The following is a 15405-nucleotide window of genomic DNA, read 5'->3' on the forward strand; positions in this document are numbered from 1 at the left end:
CGCGAGCAGGCTCGCTCCCACAGGGCTATGCGGTTTTTGCTATCAGCCCAGATCCTTCGCCTCATGCCGCTCCGGTACCTGACTGTCTTCATCACCCCAGGTGCGATTCACTCGCTGCCCACGGATTACCGCTGGCCGCTTGGCGATTTCTTCGGCCCAGCGCTGCACATGGGTGTACTCGTGCGCGGCGAGAAATTCCGCCGCCGAGTAAACGTTGTTGCGCACCAGTTGCCCGTACCAGGGCCACACGGCGATGTCGGCGATGGTGTAATCGTCGCCGGCCAGATAGGCGTTATCAGCGAGACGGCGGTTGAGCACATCCAGCTGCCGTTTGGCTTCCATGGTGAAGCGGTTGATCGGGTATTCGAGCTTCTCCGGCGCATACGCGTAGAAGTGCCCGAAACCGCCGCCCAGATACGGCGCCGAGCCCATTTGCCAGAACAGCCAGTTGAGGGTTTCGGTGCGACCGGCCGGATCCTTGGGCAGCAAGGCGCCGAACTTTTCCGCGAGATACAGCAGGATCGAACCGGACTCGAACACCCGGATCGGCGGCTCGACGCTGCGATCCAGCAGCGCCGGGATTTTCGAGTTCGGGTTGACTTCGACAAAGCCGCTGGAGAACTGATCGCCTTCGCCAATGCGGATCAGCCAAGCGTCGTATTCGGCCTCGCTGTGCCCGAGTGCAAGCAGCTCTTCGAGCATGATGGTGACTTTCACACCGTTGGGCGTGGCCAGCGAATACAGTTGCAGCGGATGCTTGCCGACCGGCAGTTCCTTATCGTGGGTCGGCCCGGCGATCGGCCGGTTGATGCTGGCGAAGTGGCCGCCGGAAGGGGCTTCGTGTTTCCAGACCTTGGGCGGAACGTAAGACGCATTGCTCATGAAACGGACCTCGTCGATGCTGGGAGAGAACAGGTAGACACCGTAGGGAAAATTTCCGGCGGGTGCCAGCGGTGAGTGCGGTTATTCATATTGAATGATGTAAGCCGATCTGCCGCCTTCGCGAGCAGGCTCGCTCCCACAGGGGTATGTATTGGACAGAGAAACAGGGTTCACCCGTATTCATTGTGGGAGCGAGCCTGCTCGCGAAGCGTCGGCAGTGTCGCCGCGCCTAACGGCTCCAATACCGCCCAACCGCACCCCCGACTCCCTGCACCGGATCTGTCTCAGGAAACGCCAGCCCCGCAATCCGCGCCAACTGCGCATCACTCGGCGCGGCCCGGCAAATATCCGCCTGCTGCCCCGGCGGATAAGCACCCACCACCAGAAAATCCTCACTCGAGCCCAGATTGCAGTGCCCGGTCCCGGCCGGCAGCAACAGCACATCCCCGGCGCTGACGTCGACGACTTGGCCGTCAGGCCCGCCCAACATCAACCGCGCCTGACCGGCCGCCACGCCAAGCACTTCGTGGCCTTCAGTGTGGTAGTGGTGATAGTCATAAATGCCGTAGCGCCACTGCGCCGGCCAGCCATTGGCACCGAACGTCTGCTCGAAGCGCCCGGCCGGATCGTCGCCTTCAACGGCAATCGCGCTGCGGTATATCAGTACTGGCAGACGCGGATTGTTCGGCACCCAGTCATTGCGTTGAAGCAGCAGGGTTTGCACTTCAGTCATGGCCAATCCTCCTTCGCTCGATTTATCAGTCGACCGCAGCGCAGGGCAATCGCCTCAAAAAAATCATTGCCGCGCAAACACGGCGCCGAAGTTGATACCCGGAAAATCCAGCGAAACTTCATCGCGCAGCGGGCTGTCCAGACCCTTACATGTCCATGCAGCGGTAAATGGCGAGGGTCAAGATGACGATGACAGTTGGTGATTTTCTGGTTGAGCGGCTCAGCGAATGGGGCGTCACGCGGATTTTTGGTTATCCGGGGGATGGCATCAACGGCGTGTTCGGCGCCATGAGCCGGGCCAAAGGCAAGATCGAATTCGTTCAGGCACGGCACGAGGAAATGGCTGCGTTCATGGCCTCGGCCCACGCCAAGTTCACTGGCGAGCTGGGCGTTTGCATCGCCACCTCCGGCCCCGGCGCTTCGCACCTGATCACCGGCCTCTACGATGCGCGCATGGACCACATGCCGGTGCTGGCCATCGTCGGTCAGCAGGCGCGCACGGCGCTGGGCAGTCACTACCAGCAGGAGCTGGATCTGGTGTCGATGTTCAAGGATGTCGCCGGTGCGTTTGTGCAGCAGGCTTCGGCGCCGTCGCAAGTGCGCCATCTGCTTGATCGCGCGGTGCGCACTGCGGTCGGCGAGCGCCGCGTCACCGCGTTGATTCTGCCCAATGACTTGCAGGATCTGCCCTACGAACAACCGGCGCGCGCCCATGGCACCGCGCATTCCGGCGTCGGCTACAGCAAGCCGAAAGTCGTTCCTTATGCAGCCGATCTGCAACGCGCCGCCGAGGTACTGAACAGCGGCGAGAAAGTCGCGATTCTGGTCGGTGCCGGTGCGCTGGAGGCGACCGATCTGGTCATCGCCGTGGCGGAGAAACTCGGCGCCGGTGTCGCCAAAGCCCTGTTGGGCAAAGCCGCATTGCCTGACGATTTGCAGTGGGTCACCGGCAGCATCGGCCTGCTCGGCACCGAGCCCAGCTACAAGCTGATGAGCGAGTGCGACACCTTGCTGATGATCGGTTCGGGCTTCCCGTATTCCGAGTTTCTGCCCAAGGAAGGCCAGGCGCGCGGCGTGCAGATCGACTTGCAGCCGGACATGCTCAGCCTGCGTTTTCCGATGGAGGTCAATCTGGTCGGTGATTCAGCGGAAACCCTCGCCGCGTTGCTGCCGCTGCTGGAACAAAAGACCTCGAACAAATGGCGCAAGAAGATCGAAGGCTGGCGCGGGAGTTGGGAGAAAACCCTGGAAAAACGCGCCATGGCCAAAGCCGATCCGGTCAACCCGCAACGAGTGGTCTACGAGTTGTCGCCGCGTTTGCCCGAGCAGGCGATTATCACCAGCGACTCTGGCTCTTGCGCCAACTGGTTCGCCCGCGACCTGAAAATCCGTCGCGGCATGAAATGCTCACTGTCCGGTGGCCTGGCCTCGATGGGCGCGGCGGTGCCCTATGCGATCGCGGCCAAGTTCGCCTTCCCGGAACGCCCGGTCATTGCCCTGGTCGGCGACGGCGCGATGCAGATGAACAACATGGCCGAGCTGATCACTGTCGCCAAATACTGGCGGCAATGGCAGAGCCCGAAATGGATCTGCGCGGTGTTCAACAACGAAGACCTCAACCAGGTCACCTGGGAGCAGCGGGTGATGGAGGGCGATCCGAAGTTCGAAGCGTCGCAAAGCATTCCGGACGTGCCGTATCACCTGTTCGCGATCTCCATTGGCCTCAAGGGCATTTTCGTTGACCGTGAAGAAGAGGTCGCCGCTGCGTGGGAACAGGCACTCGCCTCGGAAGTGCCGGTGCTGATCGAGTTCAAGACCGACCCGAACGTGCCGCCGCTGCCACCGCACATCAAGCTTGAGCAAGCGAAGAAATTCGCCACGACCCTGCTCAAGGGCGATCCGGACGAAGCCGGGGTGATCGTGCAGACCGCCAAGCAGGTGCTGGGCGCCGTGTTGCCGGGCAAGAAATGACGGTGCGCGCTTGAACGAACCAGCGATATTCATCGGTTGCGCCGGCTGGAGTCTCGGGCGCGAGCACTGGCCGGCATTCCCCGCCGAGGGCACGCACCTGCAACGCTACGCCGCGCGCTTCAACTGTGTGGAAATCAATAGCTCGTTCTATCGCCCGCATCGGCGTCAGACCTACGAACGCTGGGCCGACTCGGTAGCACCGGACTTTCGCTTTGCAGTGAAAGTGCCGAAGCTCATCACCCATGAACAGCGGCTGGCGGACAGCGCGGCCGCGCTCGATGAATTTCTCGGACAGTGCCAGGGCTTGGGTGATCGACTCGGCTGCCTGCTGATGCAACTGCCACCGAAACTGGCGTTTGAGGCACCGGTCGCCGAGGCTTTTTTTCATGCCCTGCGCGAGCGGTTCAAGGGCAGTGTGGTGCTGGAACCGCGACACGAATCTTGGACTGAGGCTGAGGCAGTGCTGGTGGATCTGCAGATTGCCCAGGCGGTGGTCGATCCCTCGCGGATCAGCAGCGACACCGCACCGGGTGGCTGGCAAGGCCTGCAGTATTGGCGCCTGCACGGCTCGCCACGGATTTATCACAGCGCTTATGAAGCGGCCTATCTGCAACAGCTTGCTCAGAACCTGCGGCGCGCGAAGGCCGACGGCAGAGACATCTGGTGCATCTTCGACAACACCGCCAGCGGTGCCGCCACGGCCGATGCGCTGGCTTTGAAGGCGTTGATCGAAGGCGTTGAACGCTGAACCACGACGCTCTCGCCAACCCACACAAACGATCCGGCTACAGGTAAACTCCGCGCACTTTTTCAAGGAGTTCACATGAGTTACTACCAGCCGGGCATTCTCGCTACCCCTGTTCCTGCGCAAGCACGTCATCTGTTTTTCGCCCTGGCGTCGGTGGAAGCCTTGCCGCAAGCGATCGACAACCTGCTGATGCTGGTGGATGGCAAGTCGGCGGTGGTTGGCTTTGGTGAGTCGTTGACCAAGGCGCTGAATGTCGAAATCGCTGGCCTGCGCAGCTTCCCGGCGCTGACCGGCGTTGGCGTGAACAACCCGTCGACCCAGCATGCCCTGTGGATCTGGCTGCACGGTGTCGACCGTGGCGAGCTGCTCAACCGCTGCAACGCTATCGAAGCCGCGCTGGCCCCGGCCTTGCGTCTGGTCGAGATGCAGGAAGCCTTCCGCCACATGGACGGCCACGACCTCACCGGTTACGAAGATGGCACGGAAAACCCTCACGATGACGCCGCTGTCGCGGCCGCGCTGCTGAGCAGTGGCGCGGACGGGCTGGTCGGTGGCAGCTTCGCCGCGATCCAGCAGTGGCAGCACGACCTCAAGGGTTTTCATCGCCTGTCTGCCGGGGCCAAGGACGACATCATGGGACGGCGCTTGAGCGATAACGAAGAAATCGACGACGCGCCGATCTCCGCCCACGTCAAACGCACCGCGCAAGAGAGCTTCGCGCCGGAAGCGTTCGTCGTGCGCCGCTCGATGCCATGGATTGAAGGCGATCGTGCCGGTTTGATGTTCCTCGCTTTCGGTTTCTCCCTCGATGCCTTCGAAGCACAGCTGCGGCGCATGAGCGGTCTGGAAGACGGTATCGCCGATGGCCTGTACCAGATCAGCCGGCCAATCACCGGCGGCTACTACTGGTGCCCGCCGCTCAAGGACGGACGCCTTGATCTGCGCGCGTTGCGCATCGGCTGAGGACTGCCTATGAACGTGGTGCGCTGGGGCATGATCGGTTGCGGCAGTGTCGCTGAACGCAAGAGCGGGCCGGCCTTTTACAAGGCGCCCGGTTCGGCGCTGGTTGCAGTGATGGGCCGACGCCTCGAAGCGGTGACCGACTATGCCGCGCGCCACGGCATCAGCCGCGTCTATACCGATGTCGATGCGCTGATCAACGATCCCGAAGTGGATGCGGTGTACATCGCCACGCCACCCGACAGCCACCACGCCTATAGCCTGAAAGTCGCCGCCGCCGGCAAGCATTGCTGCGTGGAAAAGCCCATGGCGCTCAACGCCGGGCAAAGCCGCGAGATGCAGCAAGCGTTTGCCGCTGCCGGTCTGCACCTGTTCGTCTCCTATTACCGCCGCTCGCTGCCGCGCTTCGCCCAGGTGCGGCAATGGCTGGAGGAGGGGCGCATCGGCGAGGTTCGCCATCTGAGCTGGACGCTGACCAAAGCGCCGTCGCCGGCGGATCTCGACGGTCGCGATAATTGGCGCACCGACCCGGCGGTGGCTGGCGGCGGCTACTTTGCCGATCTGGCCAGCCATGGTCTCGACCTGTTCCAGTATCTGCTCGGCGACATCGTTGAAGTCGCCGGCTTCACCGCGCGTCAGGCGGGTCTGTACGCCGCCGAAGATGCGGTCAGCGCCACTTGGCGGTTCGCCTCCGGGACGCTGGGTATGGGCTGCTGGAACTTTGTTGCGGACCGCCGGGAGGATCGCGTCGAGATTATCGGCAGCAAAGGGCGGATCGGGTTTTCGGTGTTTGACGAGCATCCGGTGCAGCTGGATGCCGATGAGCAGATCAGCCTGGAGATTGCTCATCACGAGCATATTCAGTGGCATCACGTGCTGGGAATGAATGCGCATATTCGTGGTGATTCACAGCATCCCGCCGTGGCCGAGCAAGCCGTCAAGACCGATTGGGTCATGGACTGGATCCTCAAACGCTGAATAGCTCACGATCCCCTGTGGGAGCGAGCCTGCTCGCGAAAGCGGTGTGTCAGTCACTAAAGTACTGACTGACAGGATGCTTTCGCGAGCAGGCTCGCTCCCACAGATGTCCCACAGGTTTTGCCGGCGCAACGCGCATCTAAGGTTATGCCCAAACAATATTTCTCAACCTCGTCATAACCTCCCTAAGATCACGTCATAACTCGTTATGACAAGTGATCCCGCGATGACCGATAACGTTCTCTCCCTCAATAGCGTTCCGCTGCACACCCAACTGCGCGACGTTCTGCGTGCGCGGATTCTCGACGGTGAATACCCGCAAGACAGTCAGATGCCTTCCGAAAGCGAACTGGGCGCGCTGTTCAAAGTCAGCCGCATCACCGTGCGCCAGGCACTCGGTGATCTGCAAAAGGAAGGACTGATCTTCAAGATCCACGGCAAGGGCACCTTCGTCGCCAAGCCGAAAACCTTTCAGAACGTCAGCAGCCTGCAAGGCCTCGCCGAGTCGATGACCGGGCGCGGTTACGAGGTGATCAACCGCCTGCGCAGTTTCAAATTCATTCCGGCCGACAAGCGTGTCGCCGAGCGTCTGCAGGTGGCCGAAGGTGAGATCGTCGCGCAGATCAAACGCGTGCGCCTGATCAACCGCGAGCCGATTTCGCTGGAAATTACCTACCTGCCCAAAGCCGTCGGCGAACGGCTGGAGAAGGCTGATCTGGTCACCCGCGACATCTTTCTGATTCTGGAAAACGACTGCGGCATCGCCCTCGGCCACGCCGATCTGGCCATCGACGCAGTGCTGGCCGATAGCGACCTGACCCAGGCGCTCAACGTCGAAGCGGGCTCGCCGATCATGCGCATCGAGCGCCTGACCCATGATGCCCAGGGCCAGCCGCTGGACTTCGAACACCTTTATTACCGTGGCGATGCGTTCCAGTACCGCCTGCGGATCGACCGGCAGAAAGGGGAGCAGGCATGACCCGCAACGTTCTAGAACAGGAATACGACATCGTCGTGATTGGCGGCGGTACGGCCGGGCCGATGGCAGCGATCAAGGCCAAGGAGAAGAACCGCGATTTGCGCGTGTTGCTGGTCGACAAGGCCAACGTCAAGCGCAGCGGCGCGATCAGCATGGGCATGGACGGCCTGAACAACGCGATCATCCCCGGCCATTCGACGCCAGAGCAGTACACCAAGGAAATCACCATCGCCAACGACGGCATCGTCAATCAGGCGGCGGTCTACGCCTATGCGACGCACAGTTTTGAAACCATCGAACAACTCGACCGCTGGGGCGTGAAATTCGAGAAGGACGAGACCGGCGACTACGCGGTGAAAAAGGTCCACCACATGGGTGCCTATGTGCTGCCGATGCCGGAAGGGCACGACATCAAGAAAGTCCTGTATCGGCAGTTGAAACGTGCGCGGGTGAGCATCACCAATCGCCTGGTCTGCACGCGTTTGCTGACCGACGAGGAGGGCGCGGTAAACGGTGTGATGGGCTTCGATTGCCGCACCGCCGACTTCCATGTGATCAAGGCGAAAGCGGTGATTCTCGCCTGCGGCGCGGCCGGGCGCCTCGGCTTGCCATCGTCGGGCTACCTGATGGGCACCTACGAAAACCCGACCAATGCGGGCGACGGCTACGCGATGGCCTATCACGCCGGGGCTGAGCTGGCCAATCTCGAGTGCTTTCAGATCAACCCGTTGATCAAGGACTACAACGGCCCGGCCTGCGCCTACGTCACCGGCCCGCTGGGTGGCTACACCGCCAACAACAAGGGCGAACGCTTCATCGAGTGCGACTATTGGAGCGGACAGATGATGTGGGAATTTCACCAGGAACTGGAAAGCGGCAACGGCCCGGTGTTCCTCAAACTCGATCACCTGGCCGAGGAAACCATCCAGAACATCGAGGAAATCCTGCACAGCAACGAGCGCCCGAGCCGTGGCCAGTTCCACGCCAACCGTGGCACCGACTACCGCACGCAGATGGTTGAAATGCACATTTCGGAAATCGGCTTTTGCAGCGGCCACTCGGCGTCCGGCGTGTGGGTCAACGAGCGTGCCGAGACTTCAGTCAAGGGCTTGTACTCGGCCGGCGACATGGCTGCGGTGCCGCACAATTACATGCTCGGCGCGTTCACTTACGGCTGGTTCGCCGGGCACAACGCGGCGGACTTTGTTGCCGGCCGCGAGTTTTCCGCACTGGACAGCGAGCAGATCGCCAAGGAGAAAGCCCGGGTCTACGCGCCGCTCGATCGCCAGGAAGGTCTGCCGCCGGCGCAGGTCGAGTACAAGCTGCGGCGCTTCGTCAACGACTACCTGCAACCGCCGAAAGTGACCAAGAAGATGCAGATCGGCCTGCAACGCTTCAGCGACATCGAGCGTGATCTCGAGCAGATGAAAGCCAACAACGCTCACGAACTGATGCGAGCGATGGAAACCAGCGTGATCCGCGACTGTGCCGAAATGGCCGCCCGCGCTTCGTTGTTCCGCGCTGAAAGCCGCTGGGGCCTGTACCACTATCGCGTCGATCATCCGCAACGCAACGACGCCGAGTGGTTCTGCCATTGTCATCTGAAGAAGGGCGAGGACGGCAAGATGACCAGTTTCAAGAAAGCCGTCGAGCCCTACATCATCCCGCTCGATGCCGAAGAAATGCAGGCGTATGACCGCCTGCGGGTCGGCGCCTTCGCCGCTTGAGACATCATTTTTCAGAGAGTCCGAACCATGGCTTATCAAGCTCAGGAAATCTTCTTCCGCTCCAACGCGCCGGTCACCGTCGACGAGGACAAATGCATCGCGGAAAAGGGCTGCACGGTGTGCGTCGACGTCTGCCCGATGGACCTGCTGGCGATCAACCCGGCCACGCAAAAGGCCTACATGGCGTTCGATGAATGCTGGTACTGCATGCCGTGCGAGAAGGATTGCCCGACGGGGGCGGTGAAGGTCGACATCCCCTATTTGTTGCGTTGACCCCACATCCATTGTGGGAGCGAGCCTGCTCGCGAAAGCAATCGTTCATTCAACAATGATGGTGACTGACCCGCCGCCTTCGCGAGCAGGCTCGATCCCACGTTGCAATTGTGATTATTCAATAGCTATCCGGTGAACCCCGGACGCTGAATGCAAAACACCCCTCGTTTCCCACCGCGCCCCGATCGCGGCGGAGACGAACTTCAAACCAATGATTCGAGGGGAAACACTCATGTTGCGTGCAGCACTCGCCGGTCTGGTACTGGCTTCGTTCACCTTGTCGGCCTCGGCCTCGGCCGAAACCATCCGCATCGCCATCGGCACTCAGGACACCACTATCAATTGCGCCGCCGGCGGCCTGTTGATCCGTGAACTCGGTCTGCTGGAAAAATACCTGCCCCACGATGGCGCCTACAAAGACGCGAAGTACGACGTGCAGTGGAAAAACTTCACCAGTGGCGCGCCGCTGACCAATGAGATGGTCGCCGGCAAACTCGATTTCGGTGCCATGGCCGATTTTCCCGGTGCGTTCAACGGTGTGGCGTTCGAAACGGCGGGCAAGCACAGCCTGTTCATCAGCGTGCTGTCGGGCAGCATCAAGGGCAGCGGCAATGGCATCGTCGTGCCGAGCGCTTCGTCGGTGCAAAGCCTGAGCGAACTCAAGGGCAAGACCATTTCGGTGCCGTTCGCCTCGACGGCTCACGGCATGTTGCTGCGCGCCGTGGCAGAGCAGGGCTGGGACCCGCTCAAGGATGTCAACATCATCGCCCAGCCACCGGAAGTCGCTGGCTCGGCATTGCAGGCCGGCAAGATCGACGCCCACGCCGATTTCGTGCCCTTCGCCGAGCTGTTCCCGAGCCGTGGTTTCGCCCGCAAGATCTACGACGGCGCCCAGGCCAACGCGCCGACTTTCCATGGCGCACTGGTGGATCAGGCCTACGCCAGGAAGTACCCGGAAATCGTCGTCGCCTACCTGCGTGCGAGCATCGAAGCCAACCAACTGCTCGCCGCCGAACCGGAGAAGTACAGCGAACTGATCGCCAAAGTCACCGGCGTCGATGCCGAGGTCAACTACCTGTTCCACGGCCCGTTGGGCGTGCAGACCCGCGACCTGAGCTGGAAACCTGAATACCGCCAGGCTGTGGGTACTGCCATCGATACCTTGAAGCTGCTGAAGAAAGCCGATCGCGGTCTCGACCTGAACAGCTTCATCGACGACCAGTACATCCGCGCCGCGTTCAAGGCTTCGAACCTCGATTACATCGCGCAACTGGTCAACTACGCGCAGACGCCGTTGTCGGGTGTGGATGCGGCGACGGGCAAAGCCATCACCGACGTCAGCCATGTCGCGGAAATCTGGGTGCGTGGCGAGGAAAAAGTCCGCCGTTATGGCTCGGCTGAAGCGGCCTTCACCGCGTTGGCAGGGTTGAAGCAGGAGGGCAAGAGCATTCGTGCGGTGTATGCGCAGGCCAGTGACAGCGGGATCAAGTTGCTCGCTGAACAGGCGTGGTTTGCCAGCGACGCCAAGGGCCGCCTCAGCGCATTTCTGCTCAAGGGCCAGGCCCAGCAATACGCTGCGGGGCAGGGTGGCAAGGTGTTCGACTTCAGCGATGCCACTGCGCAGGTTGTTGCTGCGCGCTGAAGATCAAAAGCCCCTCACCCTAACCCTCTCCCGGAGGGAGAGGGGACTGACCGAGTTGTTGGTGAGAGATACGCCGAAGTGAAGTACCGAGTCGAACTCAGGTCGTGAAAGGCACGCAAATCGGCTCCCTTTCCCCCTCGCCCCCCCTGGGGGAGAGGGCTGGGGTGAGGGGGTAAATCACAGCCATCACACAGAACCCGAACTGGAAACCGGACTATGAAAACACCGTTGCGCTGGACATCAAGAGCCGCCTCACTGCTGCTCTGCCTGCTCTTCTGGCAACTCGCCGCCAGCCATCACTGGAACCTCGGCCTGGTCACCTTCGCCAACGTGCCGACGCCACTGGCGGTGATCGAAGCCGCGCTGGGCCTGGGCGACTCGGGCAAACTCTGGCAGCACCTGAGCAGCAGCCTCGGCCGCGTCTTCGCCGGTTACGTGGCGGCGTTGATCATCGGCATCGCCCTGGGCCTGGCCATCGGCCGGTCGAAATGGGCCGAAGACATTCTGCTGCCACCACTGGAGGTCCTGCGCCCGATCCCCGCCGTGGCGTGGATTCCGCTGGCGATTCTGATGTTTCCGTCCTCGGAATTGTCGATGGTCTTCGTTACCTTCACCGGCGCGCTGTTCCCGATTCTGCTCAACACCGTGCACGGCGTCGAAGGCGTCGATCCACGCCTGATCGCCTCGGCAAAAAGCCTCGGGGCAGGGCGTCGGGCGATTCTGCTGGAGGTGATTCTGCCAGGCGCTGCGCCGAGCATCATTACCGGCCTAGCGATCGGCATGGGCACGTCGTGGTTCTGCCTGGTGACGGCGGAAATGATCTCCGGGCAGTTCGGTATCGGTTACTACACCTGGGAGTCCTACACCATTCAGAACTACGCCGACATTGTCGTCGGCATGCTCCTGATCGGCGTGTTGGGCATGGGCAGCAGTTGGCTGATCAAACGCCTGGGCGGCTTGTTCACGCCTTGGCATCGACCGCGAGGCAAAGCCTGATGAGCGTGATGCAAACCCCGGAAGGGCGGATCGACATTCGCCAGTTGTCCATCGTCCTCGGCCAGGGCCGCGAGGCTTTCGAAGCGGTGCAGGGCCTCGATTGCCAGATCGAACCCGGGCAGTTCGTCTGCATCCTCGGCCCGTCCGGTTGCGGCAAGTCGACCTTGCTCGGCGCCCTGGCCGGACACTTGAGTGCCAGTACCGGCAGCTTGAAAGTCGACGGCAGCGCGGTGACCGGCCCGTCGCCGCAGCGCGGCATGGTGTTTCAGCACCACACGCTGTTCCCGTGGCGTACGGTGCGCGACAACGTCGCCTTCGGCCTGAAGATGCGCGGCGTCGGCAAGGCTGAGCGGCATCGCGCGGCTGATGAAATCCTCAAACTGGTCGGCCTCGAAGGCTTTGCCGAGCGCTGGCCTGATCAGCTTTCCGGTGGCATGCAGCAGCGGGTGGAGATCGCCCGGGTGCTGGTCAATCGCCCGCGCCTGTTGCTGATGGACGAGCCGTTCGGCGCGCTGGATGCGCTGACCCGCTTGAACATGCAGGAACTGCTGCTGGACATCTGGACGCGCATCCGCACCACCGTGGTTTTCGTCACCCATGACATCGACGAGGCGCTGTTTCTAGCCGATCGCTTGCTGGTAATGAGCGCGCGACCAGGGCGAATCATCGAAGACCTGCGTCTGGACTTTCCACGCCCGCGTACCAGTGAACTGGTGACCAGCCCGGAATTCGCTCGCCTCAAGCGCCACTGCCTCGACCTGCTTCGCCACGACAACGACCGACCGCTGCCGCGCCTCAATCCGCTCGGCCTGCCTCCTGAAAACCCTTTGCCGCGATTTGCCCTATGACCTCTATTTTTGCTGTGACCGACAACGAAGACATCCTCGCCCTGCAACCGCGCCTGACGGCTGAAGACGCTGGCGTGCGGCGCATTGCCTTGATTGATCTGGCCGATCTCGAAGAACCGGATGGCTTGCTCTGGCTGGTTGATCGACTTCGTCAGGATCCTGCCGAGGATGTTCGTGCTGAAGCTGCGCGATTGCTCGAAGCGTGGGAGGACGATGCGGTCGTGCAAGCCTTGTGCGAAGCGCTGACGGATCCGGCGCCCGCCGTGCAATCGGCGGCGGCGCAAAGCCTGAGCCTGCTCAAGACTGCGGCGGCGGGGCGGGTCATTCTGCCGTGGACGGCACATGCCAATGTCGGTGTGCGCATCGCCGCCTTTCGGGCGTTACGCGAATTGCGCTTCGCCGAGGCCGCGTCGGCTGCCGTCGCCGCGTTGGAGGACACCGATGCCAATGTCCGTCGCGAAGCGGTCGGTGTGCTCGGCTGGCTCAAACAGCTCGACGCGCTGCCAGCCTTGGCGCGCCTGGCCAGCGACGACCCGGACACCGAAGTGCGCCGCGCCGCGACCGGCGCGCTCGGTCTGGCCAGTGGCGCCGAAGTATTGCCGGCGTTGCGCCAGGCCTTGCAAGATCAAGCCTGGCAAGTGCGCGAAGAAGCCGCGACCACGCTGGGCAAGGTTGGCCACAGCGACGCCGGCCCGGCCTTGGTCGAAGCGCTGAGCGATGATTACTGGCAAGTGCGCCTGCGCGCCACCCGAAGCCTCGGTCGCTTGCGCTTCGTCCCGGCGCTGGACGCGCTGATCGACACCCTCGGCCACCGCATCAGCAATCTGCGCAAGGAAGCCGCGCTGGCCCTCGGTGAATTGAACGATCGCGGCGCCGTGGCCGCGTTGCAGGCAGCGCAGGACGACGGCGACCCGGAAGTGCGCAAAGCCGTGCGCATCGCTCTGAGTCAATTGCAATGAATCCGCTGGCGGTGGGCAACTCGCAGAGTGCGCGCACGTTGCGCCTGAGCTGGCCGGACGGGCGCGAATCGCTGCTCAAGCATGCCGATCTGCGCCGGCAATGCCCGTGCTCGCAATGCCGCGCATTTCGCCTGCGTGGCGTCACGCCGCTGATTGATGAGCGCGTGCGCCTGATCGAGGTCAATCCGCAGGGGTATGGTGTGCAACTGGTGTTCAGCGATGGCCATCAACGCGGGATTTACCCGTGGGAGTACCTGGCGCAACTGAATTCCTGACTTTTCCTGGCCCCCTGTGGGAGCGAGCCTGCTCGCGAAAGCGTAGTGTCAGGCGACGATGATGATTAATGTGCCGACGCCTTCGCGAGCAGGCTCGCTCCCACAGGGACTGTGGTCACAGATTGATCTGATTGCAGCTCCCTGCGTCGGTTTGCGCCGACTGGCGGTTCTTGTCAGGAAATTCCTACAGGAGTACAAATGTACTCCATGACGCTCACTCCCCGCCGTACCGCCATTCTGACCTTTATCCGCGATCGCATCGCCGAGCACGGTCAGCCCCCAAGCCTCGCTGAAATCAGCGAGGCTTTTGGTTTTGCCTCGCGCAGCGTGGCGCGCAAGCATGTGCTGGCGCTCAGCGAAGCCGGTTTTATCGAAGTCAATCCGCATCAGGCCCGGGGCATTCGTTTGCTCGGTCAGCCGCCGCGTCCGGAGCTGCTGGAGATTCCCGTACTCGGTCGCGTGGCTGCCGGCGCACCGATTGGCACCGATGCCGATATCCATAACCGTTTGTTGCTCGACCCGGCGCTGTTCTCCCGCACCCCGGATTACATGCTGCGGGTGCAGGGCGACTCGATGATCGAAGACGGCATCCTCGACGGCGATCTGGTCGGTGTGAGGCGCAATCCCGAGGCGCTGAACGGCCAGATCGTCGTTGCGCGTCTGGACGGTGAAGTCACCATCAAACGCTTCGAACGGGTCGGTGATGAGGTGCGTCTGTTGCCACGCAACCCGGCGTACAAACCGATTGTCGTGCGTGATGATCAGGATCTGGCCATAGAAGGCGTGTTCTGTGGTCTGGTGAGGCAAGGCTGATGGGCGCCGTCGTTGCGTTGGATACGCTGTTCAATGGCGGCCAGGTCTGGCGCGGCAGGCCTGCGCCACCGGCAGCGAGTCCACAGCCGACCGGGCATGCGGCATTGGACGCGGCTCTGCCCAGCGGCGGCTGGCCGGAAGCGGCGCTGAGTGAAATTCTCTTGGCCGGCCCCGGTGTCGGCGAGTTGCAACTGGTCTGGCCAACCCTGGCGCGATTGTCCGCGGCCGGTGAGCGCATCGTGCTGGTGGCGCCGCCGTTCGTGCCGTACCCGCAGGCTTGGGCCAATGCCGGAGTCGATTTGCGACAGTTGTCGGTGATTCAGGCCAGCGAACGCGATGCCTTGTGGGCGGCGGAGCAATGCCTGCGCTCGGGCAGTTGCGGCGCGGTGCTGTGCTGGCCGAACAAGGCTGATGACCGAGCCTTGCGGCGTTTGCAGGTAGCGGCGGAAACCGGCCAGACCCTGGCCTTTGCCTGGCGCCCGTTGAGCGAAGCGGTCAACCCGTCGCCGGCAGCGTTACGGATTGCCATCGATGCCAAACCGGTGCAGCTACGCGTACTCAAATGCCGTGGCGGGCTGGCGCGTGCTACGCCGATTGCCTTTGCCGTGGGGCACTGATCGTC

General features: G+C 62.3%; 16 protein-coding genes. 14 read left to right on the top strand and 2 right to left on the bottom strand.

What is annotated here, in order from left to right:
• Positions 1 to 42: 42 nt before the first annotated feature.
• Positions 43 to 882 carry a glutathione-dependent disulfide-bond oxidoreductase gene (gene yghU, locus PspCFBP13508_RS01210; protein ID WP_137213407.1) on the bottom strand — a complete coding sequence of 280 codons (840 nt, stop codon included), beginning with the start codon at positions 880 to 882 and terminating at the stop codon, positions 43 to 45.
• A 229-nt stretch (positions 883 to 1111) separates the two neighbouring features.
• On the bottom strand, positions 1112 to 1615 hold the full coding sequence (locus PspCFBP13508_RS01215; protein ID WP_137213408.1) for a cupin: 504 nt from the start codon (positions 1613 to 1615) through the stop codon (positions 1112 to 1114).
• Between the two features lie 182 nt (positions 1616 to 1797).
• On the opposite strand from PspCFBP13508_RS01215, the gene PspCFBP13508_RS01220 reads away from it, so the two are divergent.
• The 14 genes from PspCFBP13508_RS01220 to imuA all read left to right on the top strand — a co-directional run bounded on the left by PspCFBP13508_RS01220 (position 1798) and on the right by imuA (position 15400).
• Positions 1798 to 3585 (top strand): thiamine pyrophosphate-requiring protein, encoded by a 1788-nt coding sequence (locus PspCFBP13508_RS01220; RefSeq protein ID WP_137213409.1) that lies wholly within the window; start codon positions 1798 to 1800, stop codon positions 3583 to 3585.
• A gap of 10 nt (positions 3586 to 3595) precedes the next feature.
• Entirely contained in the window at positions 3596 to 4333 is a 738-nt protein-coding gene (locus PspCFBP13508_RS01225; RefSeq protein WP_178084463.1) for a DUF72 domain-containing protein, read from the top strand.
• Between the two features lie 75 nt (positions 4334 to 4408).
• Positions 4409 to 5296, top strand: coding sequence for a Dyp-type peroxidase (locus PspCFBP13508_RS01230; protein ID WP_137213410.1), 888 nt, complete (start codon positions 4409 to 4411; stop codon positions 5294 to 5296).
• Between the two features lie 9 nt (positions 5297 to 5305).
• Positions 5306 to 6271: a Gfo/Idh/MocA family oxidoreductase gene (locus PspCFBP13508_RS01235; RefSeq protein WP_137213411.1), complete on the top strand. Its 966-nt coding sequence runs from the start codon at positions 5306 to 5308 to the stop codon at positions 6269 to 6271.
• A gap of 226 nt (positions 6272 to 6497) precedes the next feature.
• Positions 6498 to 7250 carry a GntR family transcriptional regulator gene (locus PspCFBP13508_RS01240; RefSeq protein ID WP_137213412.1) on the top strand — a complete coding sequence of 251 codons (753 nt, stop codon included), beginning with the start codon at positions 6498 to 6500 and terminating at the stop codon, positions 7248 to 7250.
• On the top strand, positions 7247 to 8977 hold the full coding sequence (locus PspCFBP13508_RS01245; RefSeq protein WP_137213413.1) for a fumarate reductase/succinate dehydrogenase flavoprotein subunit: 1731 nt from the start codon (positions 7247 to 7249) through the stop codon (positions 8975 to 8977). The genes PspCFBP13508_RS01240 and PspCFBP13508_RS01245 overlap by 4 nt, the downstream gene beginning before the upstream one ends.
• A 27-nt stretch (positions 8978 to 9004) precedes the next feature.
• Entirely contained in the window at positions 9005 to 9250 is a 246-nt protein-coding gene (locus PspCFBP13508_RS01250; protein WP_003225615.1) for a ferredoxin family protein, read from the top strand.
• Between the two features lie 232 nt (positions 9251 to 9482).
• Entirely contained in the window at positions 9483 to 10892 is a 1410-nt protein-coding gene (locus tag PspCFBP13508_RS01255; protein WP_137213414.1) for an ABC transporter substrate-binding protein, read from the top strand.
• A 216-nt stretch (positions 10893 to 11108) separates the two neighbouring features.
• Positions 11109 to 11888 carry an ABC transporter permease gene (locus PspCFBP13508_RS01260; RefSeq protein WP_137213415.1) on the top strand — a complete coding sequence of 260 codons (780 nt, stop codon included), beginning with the start codon at positions 11109 to 11111 and terminating at the stop codon, positions 11886 to 11888.
• Positions 11888 to 12736 carry an ABC transporter ATP-binding protein gene (locus PspCFBP13508_RS01265; protein WP_016774454.1) on the top strand — a complete coding sequence of 283 codons (849 nt, stop codon included), beginning with the start codon at positions 11888 to 11890 and terminating at the stop codon, positions 12734 to 12736. Before PspCFBP13508_RS01260 ends, PspCFBP13508_RS01265 begins: the two co-directional genes overlap by 1 nt.
• The gene (locus tag PspCFBP13508_RS01270) at positions 12733 to 13695 is read left to right on the top strand and encodes a HEAT repeat domain-containing protein (RefSeq protein WP_137213416.1); all 963 of its coding nucleotides are present in this window, start codon (positions 12733 to 12735) and stop codon (positions 13693 to 13695) included. Before PspCFBP13508_RS01265 ends, PspCFBP13508_RS01270 begins: the two co-directional genes overlap by 4 nt.
• A complete protein-coding gene (locus tag PspCFBP13508_RS01275) occupies positions 13692 to 13970 on the top strand; it encodes a DUF971 domain-containing protein (RefSeq protein ID WP_137213417.1) in 279 nt (92 codons plus the stop codon). The genes PspCFBP13508_RS01270 and PspCFBP13508_RS01275 overlap by 4 nt, the downstream gene beginning before the upstream one ends.
• A 198-nt stretch (positions 13971 to 14168) precedes the next feature.
• A complete protein-coding gene (gene lexA, locus PspCFBP13508_RS01280; RefSeq protein ID WP_137213418.1) occupies positions 14169 to 14783 on the top strand; it encodes a transcriptional repressor LexA in 615 nt (204 codons plus the stop codon).
• Positions 14783 to 15400, top strand: coding sequence for a translesion DNA synthesis-associated protein ImuA (gene imuA, locus PspCFBP13508_RS01285; protein WP_122601792.1), 618 nt, complete (start codon positions 14783 to 14785; stop codon positions 15398 to 15400). Before lexA ends, imuA begins: the two co-directional genes overlap by 1 nt.
• Positions 15401 to 15405 lie beyond the last annotated feature (5 nt).

Origin of the sequence: Pseudomonas sp. CFBP13508, assembly GCF_005233515.1 — a bacterium.
Classification (GTDB): Bacteria; Pseudomonadota; Gammaproteobacteria; order Pseudomonadales; family Pseudomonadaceae; genus Aquipseudomonas; species Aquipseudomonas mercuritolerans.

Coding starts and splice junctions, on each gene's coding strand:
- yghU (WP_137213407.1), bottom strand. CDS start 882: ATGAGCAATGCGTCTTACGTTCCGCCCAAGGTCTGGAAACACGAAGCC.
- PspCFBP13508_RS01215 (WP_137213408.1), bottom strand. CDS start 1,615: ATGACTGAAGTGCAAACCCTGCTGCTTCAACGCAATGACTGGGTGCCG.
- PspCFBP13508_RS01220 (WP_137213409.1), top strand. CDS start 1,798: ATGACGATGACAGTTGGTGATTTTCTGGTTGAGCGGCTCAGCGAATGG.
- PspCFBP13508_RS01230 (WP_137213410.1), top strand. CDS start 4,409: ATGAGTTACTACCAGCCGGGCATTCTCGCTACCCCTGTTCCTGCGCAA.
- PspCFBP13508_RS01235 (WP_137213411.1), top strand. CDS start 5,306: ATGAACGTGGTGCGCTGGGGCATGATCGGTTGCGGCAGTGTCGCTGAA.
- PspCFBP13508_RS01240 (WP_137213412.1), top strand. CDS start 6,498: ATGACCGATAACGTTCTCTCCCTCAATAGCGTTCCGCTGCACACCCAA.
- PspCFBP13508_RS01245 (WP_137213413.1), top strand. CDS start 7,247: ATGACCCGCAACGTTCTAGAACAGGAATACGACATCGTCGTGATTGGC.
- PspCFBP13508_RS01250 (WP_003225615.1), top strand. CDS start 9,005: ATGGCTTATCAAGCTCAGGAAATCTTCTTCCGCTCCAACGCGCCGGTC.
- PspCFBP13508_RS01255 (WP_137213414.1), top strand. CDS start 9,483: ATGTTGCGTGCAGCACTCGCCGGTCTGGTACTGGCTTCGTTCACCTTG.
- PspCFBP13508_RS01260 (WP_137213415.1), top strand. CDS start 11,109: ATGAAAACACCGTTGCGCTGGACATCAAGAGCCGCCTCACTGCTGCTC.
- PspCFBP13508_RS01265 (WP_016774454.1), top strand. CDS start 11,888: ATGAGCGTGATGCAAACCCCGGAAGGGCGGATCGACATTCGCCAGTTG.
- PspCFBP13508_RS01270 (WP_137213416.1), top strand. CDS start 12,733: ATGACCTCTATTTTTGCTGTGACCGACAACGAAGACATCCTCGCCCTG.
- PspCFBP13508_RS01275 (WP_137213417.1), top strand. CDS start 13,692: ATGAATCCGCTGGCGGTGGGCAACTCGCAGAGTGCGCGCACGTTGCGC.
- lexA (WP_137213418.1), top strand. CDS start 14,169: ATGTACTCCATGACGCTCACTCCCCGCCGTACCGCCATTCTGACCTTT.
- imuA (WP_122601792.1), top strand. CDS start 14,783: ATGGGCGCCGTCGTTGCGTTGGATACGCTGTTCAATGGCGGCCAGGTC.